This is a genomic window from Mesorhizobium sp. WSM4815 (genome assembly GCF_055811575.1).
This window is the reverse complement of the sequence record NZ_JBVVQS010000097.1, coordinates 311935-318887: the sequence shown is the minus strand read 5'-3', so window position 1 is coordinate 318887 and position 6953 is coordinate 311935. Positions and strand designations below refer to the sequence as shown.

Here is a 6953-nt window from a genome sequence, read left to right as displayed (position 1 = left end):
CCGGACGGCCGCGACGAATGAGCCGCATCCCTGCCAAAAGAGAGATCGTCCGCTGATGCTGCTCAGTCGACCGCGGGGCCAACCAGGTAGCGGAAGTGATTGCGGATGTGGCCGTTGAAGAAGCGGCCCTTGGTGAAGGCGGCTCACGAGCAGCGCTGTTGCTAATCGCGGGGCCTTAGCAAAGCATCGCATTCGGCCGCTCGCTGGGCGGATTCGAGAACAAGGGCCAATCACGGCATGATCCGCCAATGGTGTCGGGGGATACCTCATGCGTTTAAAACGAAATGCTAGGCGGTCGCAGCGCCGACGCATTTACAGCGACTGTCTGCTCTCCCAATTGGTTCCTTCGATCTCAGGGCGGTAAGGTATTTGCGGCGGAAAGTGTGATTTTCATGCCGCGTTTCGACAACGTCGAGCTCGAAAAGTTTCTGAGGAATCGTTGTGCTGCGACCGAGGGGGAAACTTGGCAGGCCATCGGCGCGCAACTCACCAGACTAGGGCGCTGGGAGTTCGACTATCGCCTTTGAAATTTCAAACTGAGACACTGCCTGCCGTTTGCGGTTCGCCGAGCCGAAGAAATTCAGATATCCAGCACTTCCGTCTCGGCGAATTCCGCGCGTTCCTGGATGAAGCGGAAGCGGGCTTCCGGCTTGGTGCCCATCAGCGCGTCGACCGCATCCTTGGTCGCCGCCTCGGCGTCGATCACATCGACCCTGAGCAGCGTGCGCTTTCTCGGGTCCATGGTGGTTTCCTTGAGCTGGGCGGCCATCATTTCGCCCAACCCCTTGAAGCGGCCGATTTCGACCTTGCCGCGCCCGGTGAACTCGGTGCGCAGCAGTTCGTCCTTGTGCGCATCGTCGCGGGCATAGGCGACCTTGCCGCCCTGGCGGATCGAGTAGAGCGGCGGCACCGCCAGGTAGAGATGGCCGTCGCGGACCAGGCTCGGCATCTCCTGGTAGAAGAAGGTGATCAGCAGCGAAGCGATATGGGCGCCGTCGACGTCGGCGTCGGTCATGATGATGACCCGGTCGTAGCGCAGATCCTGATCGCGGTATTTTGACCGCGTGCCACAGCCAAGCGCCTGGATCAGGTCGGAAATCTGCTGGTTGGCAGCCAGCTTGTCGTTGCCGGCGCTGGCGACGTTGAGAATCTTGCCGCGTAGCGGCAGCACTGCCTGGCTGGCGCGGTCGCGCGCCTGTTTCGCCGAGCCGCCGGCCGAATCGCCCTCGACGATGAAGAGCTCGGCGCCGGCCGCGGCATTCTGCGTGCAGTCGGCGAGCTTGCCGGGCAGGCGCAGCTTGCGCACCGCGCTCTTGCGCGAGACTTCCTTTTCCTGGCGGCGGCGCACCCGCTCGTCAGCACGCGCGATCACCCATTCGAGCAGCTTCGAAGCTTCCTGCGGGTTGTCGGCCAGCCAGTGGTCGAAGGGATCGCGGATCGCGGCCTCGACGATCCTGATCGCCTCGATCGTCGCCAGCCGGTCCTTGGTCTGGCCGACGAATTCCGGCTCGCGGATGAACACCGACAGCATGCCCGCCGCCGAGATCATGACGTCTTCCGAGGTGACGATCGAAGCGCGCTTGTTGCCGACCAGCTCGGCATAGGCGCGTAGGCCGCGCGTCAAGACGTTGCGGAAGCCAGCCTCATGGGTGCCGCCTTCGCCGGTCGGGATGGTGTTGCAGTAGGAGTTGAGGAACCCGTCGCCGCCGAACCAGGTCACCGCCCATTCGAGCGAGCCGTGGCCGCCTTGCCTGTCGCTTTTGCCGGCAAAGATTTCGCGGGTGACCTGGAATTCGTCGCCGAGCGAGGCTTTCAGATAGTCCTTGAGGCCGCCGGGAAAATGGAACTCGGCCTTGGCGGGCGTCGTGTCCTTCTCCTTGATCAGCGAGGGGTCGCAGGTCCAGCGGATCTCGACGCCGCCGAACAGATAGGCCTTCGAGCGCGTCATCCGATAGAGCCGCGCCGGCTCGAATGCCGCACCCTTGCCGAAGATCTGCTCATCGGGATGGAAGCGTATTCTGGTGCCGCGGCGGTTATGCACCTCGCCGAGCTGCTCCAGGCCGGTCACCGGAACGCCGCGCGAAAAGCGCTGGCGATAGAGCTGGCGGCCGCGCGCGACCTCGACCTCGAGATGGTCCGACAGTGCGTTGACGACGGAGACGCCGACGCCGTGCAGGCCGCCCGAGGTCTCGTAGACCTTGCTGTCGAACTTGCCGCCGGAATGCAGCGTCGTCATGATGACTTCGAGCGCAGGCTTCTTGAATTTCGGATGCGGATCGACCGGAATGCCGCGGCCATTGTCGGTCACCGCCAGATATCCGTCGGCCGAAAGCTCGACATCGATGAAAGTCGCGTGGCCGGCGACCGCCTCGTCCATCGAATTGTCGATGACCTCGGCGAACAAATGGTGCATCGCCTTGTCGTCGGTGCCGCCGATATACATGCCGGGCCGCCGCCGCACCGGCTCCAGCCCTTCCAGAACCTCGATGTCGGCGGCACTGTAGCTCTCGCTGCCGTCGCGGGATGCCGGGCGCTTCGCCGCCTGCACCAGCGGGTCGGCCGGGCGCGCGGTGGCGCGAACCGGTTGCGGCTGCTTGTCCAAATTGCCGAAAAGATCGTTGCTGTCGTTCATGCTGGTCCTGGATTGCGATGCTGCGAATCACCACCCGATACTGCCACGCTTTTTGCGGGCAGGCGACGGAGGTTCCCGTTACGTTCGAGGATAGAGCCTCTTACTGCAAAACCATTCGACAACCAAGCGGCGGAAATGGGCCGAGGGCATCGACGCTTTGTAAACCTTGTCCGGAGGTTACGCCGGAAGGTTGGCCGAAAAAGGGTATTCGCGGATTGCTGCTGACCTAGAATGCGGCAGAACCCGAGATGTCGCTTACGCATGTTGGATTACAGTTCGCTCCTGCTTGCGGCAGCGCTGTCGGGCACGTGCCTCAGCATCACCCTGTTTGCGATCTGGTGCACCGCGCCACAGGCACGCTTTGTGCTGACGGTGGCGTGCGGCATTCTCGTGCTCGTCGCACATGTGGTCTTGTTCTGGCACTATGCCAAGCATCCCAGCCCCTGGCTTTGCCAGATTGTACTTGCGCTTCTCAGCCTGGGCCTTCTGACCCTCTGCCTGTCGGCCATGCAGTATCTCGGCGTCCACGACTACAGGCGCGCCATCTTGCCGACCCTGGCTGCGATGGCGGTTTGCGCAGGCGCGACGTCGCTGGGCTTTGACGGCGTCGGCTTCATCGTCACCTACGCGACGGTAACGGCGCTGCTCTCGCTTATCGGGGTGATGTTCTGGATCAAAGGTGGTCATGATCGCCGGATATTGCTGGTCGTTTCGTTCCTGAGCGGCGTCTGTGCGCTGTCCTTCGGACTTTGCGGCGCGGTCCTGCTGGTCAAGGGCCAATGGGTGCTCGGCGTTGCGCCCAACAACTGGGCCGAACGGTTGAATTCCGCCGTGGCGGTCGCCTGCATGACGGGGCTCGGCGCATTGACGCTCTCCCTGCACCATTTGCAGGCGCAGATCGAACTGAAGGCCGAGACCATGACCGACCCATTGACCGGGCTGATGAACCGGCGGGCGTTGACGGCATTCTACGGCGAGCGGATTTTCGGCCCGCTCATGTCCGTCGCCATGTTCGACCTCGACCATTTCAAGAAGACGAACGATGTATTCGGTCATCCGGTCGGCGATCAGGTTCTGCGCCGCTTCGCCGCTGTCGTCAGAAAATACTCCAGGACCGGCGTCGACGCCTTCCGGCTGGGCGGCGAGGAATTCGTCCTCGTCATGTCGCGGATGACTGAAGAGAAGGCTTACGACATTGCGAGCAAGATCAGCGTCGCCTTCGGCACGGAAGTCGTCGCCACCCAGCTTGGTCCGTTGCGCAGCACAGTCAGTGGCGGCATCGGCTTTGGCGGGACGGATGGCACCAGTCTCGACAATGTGCTGGCCGAAGCCGACGCCGCACTCTATGCGGCAAAGCGCGCCGGGCGAAATCGCGTCGTCGCCCAGAACAAGGCGAGCAAGGCCGACGCGCCGGCCTTGCGTTCTGCCTGATTGAGGCTTCTATCTTCTTGTTAGACCATGATCTTGTCCGAAAACCGGATTCCACTTTTCGGGATCATGGTCTACTCCGCCGCCCCCAGATATTCCGACAGCGGCGGGCAGGAGCAGACGAGGTTGCGGTCGCCGGCGACATTGTCGATGCGCGACACCGGCGGCCAATATTTGGCTGACGTGTCGGCATCGCCGGCGGGGTAGGCCGCCTCCAGGCGCGAATAGGGATGGGTCCACTGGCCGGCCAGCGCCTCGGCGGCGGTATGCGGCGCATTGACCAGCGGATTGTCGGCCAGGGGCCATTCGCCTTTCGCCACCTTGGCTGCCTCGCCTGATATCGCGATCATCGCCTCGCAGAAGCGATCGAGCTCGCGCTTGGGCTCGGACTCGGTCGGCTCGACCATCAGCGTGCCGGCGACCGGAAACGACATGGTCGGCGCATGGAAACCATAGTCGATCAGCCGCTTGGCGACGTCGTCGACGCTGATGCCGGCACTGTCCTTGAGCACGCGGGTATCGAGGATGCATTCATGCGCGACGCGCTCGTGCCTGCCCTTGTAGAGCACCGGGAAATGCGCTCCGAGCCGCGTCGCCACATAATTGGCGGAAATGATCGCCGTCTCGGTCGCCTGCTTCAGGCCCGAAGCGCCCATCATCCGGATATACATCCAGGTGATCGGCAGGATCGAAGCGCTGCCGAACGGTGCAGCCGACACGGCATGGCCGGAACCTTCGACGACGTGGCCGGGCAGATAGGGTTGCAGATGCGCCTTGACGCCGATCGGGCCGACGCCGGGACCGCCGCCGCCATGCGGGATGCAGAACGTCTTGTGCAGGTTCATGTGGCAGACGTCGGCGCCGATGTCGCCGGGGCGGGCGAGACCGACCAGCGCGTTGAGGTTGGCGCCGTCGAAATAGACCTGGCCGCCATGCTCATGGACAAGGGCGCAGAGGTCGCGCGCGCCTTCCTCGAAAACGCCGTGCGTCGAGGGATAGGTGAACATCAGCGCCGCAAGGTCTTGCGCATGCTCGTCCGCCTTGGCTTTCAGGTCATCGACGTCGATGTTGCCGTCTTCGGTGCAGCGCACGACGACGACGTTCATGCCGGCCATCGCCGCACTCGCCGGATTGGTGCCATGCGCCGATGACGGGATCAGGCAGACCGTGCGGTGAGCTTCGCCGCGTGAGCGGTGATAGCCGCGAATGGCGAGCAGCCCGGCATACTCGCCCTGGCTGCCGGCGTTGGGCTGCAGGGTCACCGCGTCGAACCCGGTGATCTCCGCCAGCCAGGCTTCCAGTTCGTCGATCATGGCGCGGTAGCCGGCCGAATGGCTTGCCGGGGCGAAGGGATGCAAATTGGCGATATCAGGCCAGCTTACCGGCATCATCTCGGCGGCGGCATTGAGTTTCATCGTGCAGGAGCCGAGCGGGATCATGGCGCGGTCGAGCGCCAGGTCCTTGTCGGCCAGCCGGCGCAGGAAGCGCATCATGTCGGTTTCCGAGTGGTTTTCGCGGAAGACAGGCTGCGTGAGAAACGCCTTGCCGCGCGGTTTTCCGGGCACGGTGCTGCCGACGGCTGCGCCCGGCTTGGCGCCGAACAGCGCCGCGATCGCCTCCAGATCGGCCTCGGTCGAGGTTTCGTCGAAGCTGATGCCGATGCGGTCGGCGTCGATGACGCGCAGCAATCGGCCGGTCTTTTCGGCTGCGGCGCCAATCGCCCCGGCTCTGCCTTTCACTTCCACCGCCACGGTGTCGAAGCGGCTTGCGCCAAGCACCGAAATTCCTGCTGCCTCGAGACCGGCAGCCAGCCGGTTGGCCAATGCATGGATTCGGCCGGCAATCGCCTGCAGCCCGGCAGGCCCGTGCCAGATCGCGTAGGCGGTCGCCATGTTGGCGAGCAGCGCCTGCGCGGTGCAGATGTTGGAGGTCGCCTTGTCGCGGCGGATATGCTGTTCACGCGTCTGCAAGGCGAGGCGATAGCCGGGCCGGCCCTTGCTGTCGGTGGACTGGCCGACCAGGCGGCCGGGCATCAGCCGAGTCAGCCTGTCGGAAACGGCGCAATAAGCGGCATGCGGCCCGCCAAAGCCCATCGGCACGCCGAAGCGCTGCATCGGGCCGACGGCGATGTCGGCGCCAAGCGCAGCCGGCGCGTCGGTCAGCGTCAGGGCGAGCGGATCGGCAATGAAGACGACCAGCGCGCCGGTGGCGCGAGCTTTCTCGATTGCCGCCCTGTGGTCGCCATAGACGCCAAACGTATCGGGCCAGGAGACCAGCAGAGCGGCTGTGTTGTCGTCGATCGTGTCACCGTCGACCTCGATGCCGAGCGGCTCGGCGCGGGTGCGCACGACGTCAAGCGTCTGCGGATGCGGCGTGCCGGCCAGCGCCACCTTGGTCCGCTTGTCGCGGTGGTGGCGTAACGCGATGCCGACTGCTTCGGCCACCGCCGTCGCCTCGTCGAGCAACGAGGCCGACGCGACCGGCAGCCCGGTCAGTTCGGTGACCAAGGTCTGGAAATTGAACAGCATTTCGAGCCGGCCCTGGCTGATCTCGGCCTGGTAGGGCGTGTAAGCCGTATACCAGGCCGGGTTCTCGAACAGGTTGCGCTGGATGACCGGCGGCACGTGGACGCCGTGATAGCCGGCGCCGATGAAGCTCTTCAAAACTGTATTTTTCGCCATTGTCGCTGACAGCTCGGCCAGCGCCTCGGCTTCGCTCGCCGGGGCCGGCAAGGCCAGCGGCCGGTCGAGCCGGATCGATTTCGGCACAGCCTGGCTGATCAGCGTCTCGACCGACGGAACGCCGATCGTCGCCAGCATGGCTCTGACATCATTGAGGCCGGGGCCGATATGGCGGGCCGAGAAGGAGTAGGGTGCTGCGGTCATCTTTCCTG

At 64.3% G+C, this 6953-nt stretch carries 4 protein-coding genes; 2 read left to right on the top strand and 2 right to left on the bottom strand.

The genetic code is table 11. The annotated features are described in order from the left end of the window. Window positions 1–284 precede the first annotated feature (284 nt). Window positions 285–527: an Imm8 family immunity protein gene (locus AC0L2B_RS21130; RefSeq protein WP_473746690.1), complete on the top strand. Its 243-nt coding sequence runs from the start codon at window positions 285–287 to the stop codon at window positions 525–527. A 53-nt stretch (window positions 528–580) separates the two neighbouring features. Here the strand turns inward: AC0L2B_RS21130 and parE are convergent, their stop codons facing one another. Further along, window positions 581–2632 carry a DNA topoisomerase IV subunit B gene (parE, locus tag AC0L2B_RS21125; protein WP_091597149.1) on the bottom strand — a complete coding sequence of 684 codons (2052 nt, stop codon included), beginning with the start codon at window positions 2630–2632 and terminating at the stop codon, window positions 581–583. 261 nt (window positions 2633–2893) lie between these two features. Between parE and AC0L2B_RS21120 the strand changes: the two genes are divergently transcribed. Beyond that, the gene (locus tag AC0L2B_RS21120; RefSeq protein WP_473746689.1) at window positions 2894–4063 is read left to right on the top strand and encodes a GGDEF domain-containing protein; all 1170 of its coding nucleotides are present in this window, start codon (window positions 2894–2896) and stop codon (window positions 4061–4063) included. 71 nt (window positions 4064–4134) lie between these two features. Here AC0L2B_RS21120 and gcvP read toward each other — a convergent pair whose 3' ends face one another. Next, the gene (gene gcvP / locus AC0L2B_RS21115) at window positions 4135–6945 is read right to left on the bottom strand and encodes an aminomethyl-transferring glycine dehydrogenase (protein ID WP_473746688.1); all 2811 of its coding nucleotides are present in this window, start codon (window positions 6943–6945) and stop codon (window positions 4135–4137) included. Window positions 6946–6953: the final 8 nt, after the last annotated feature.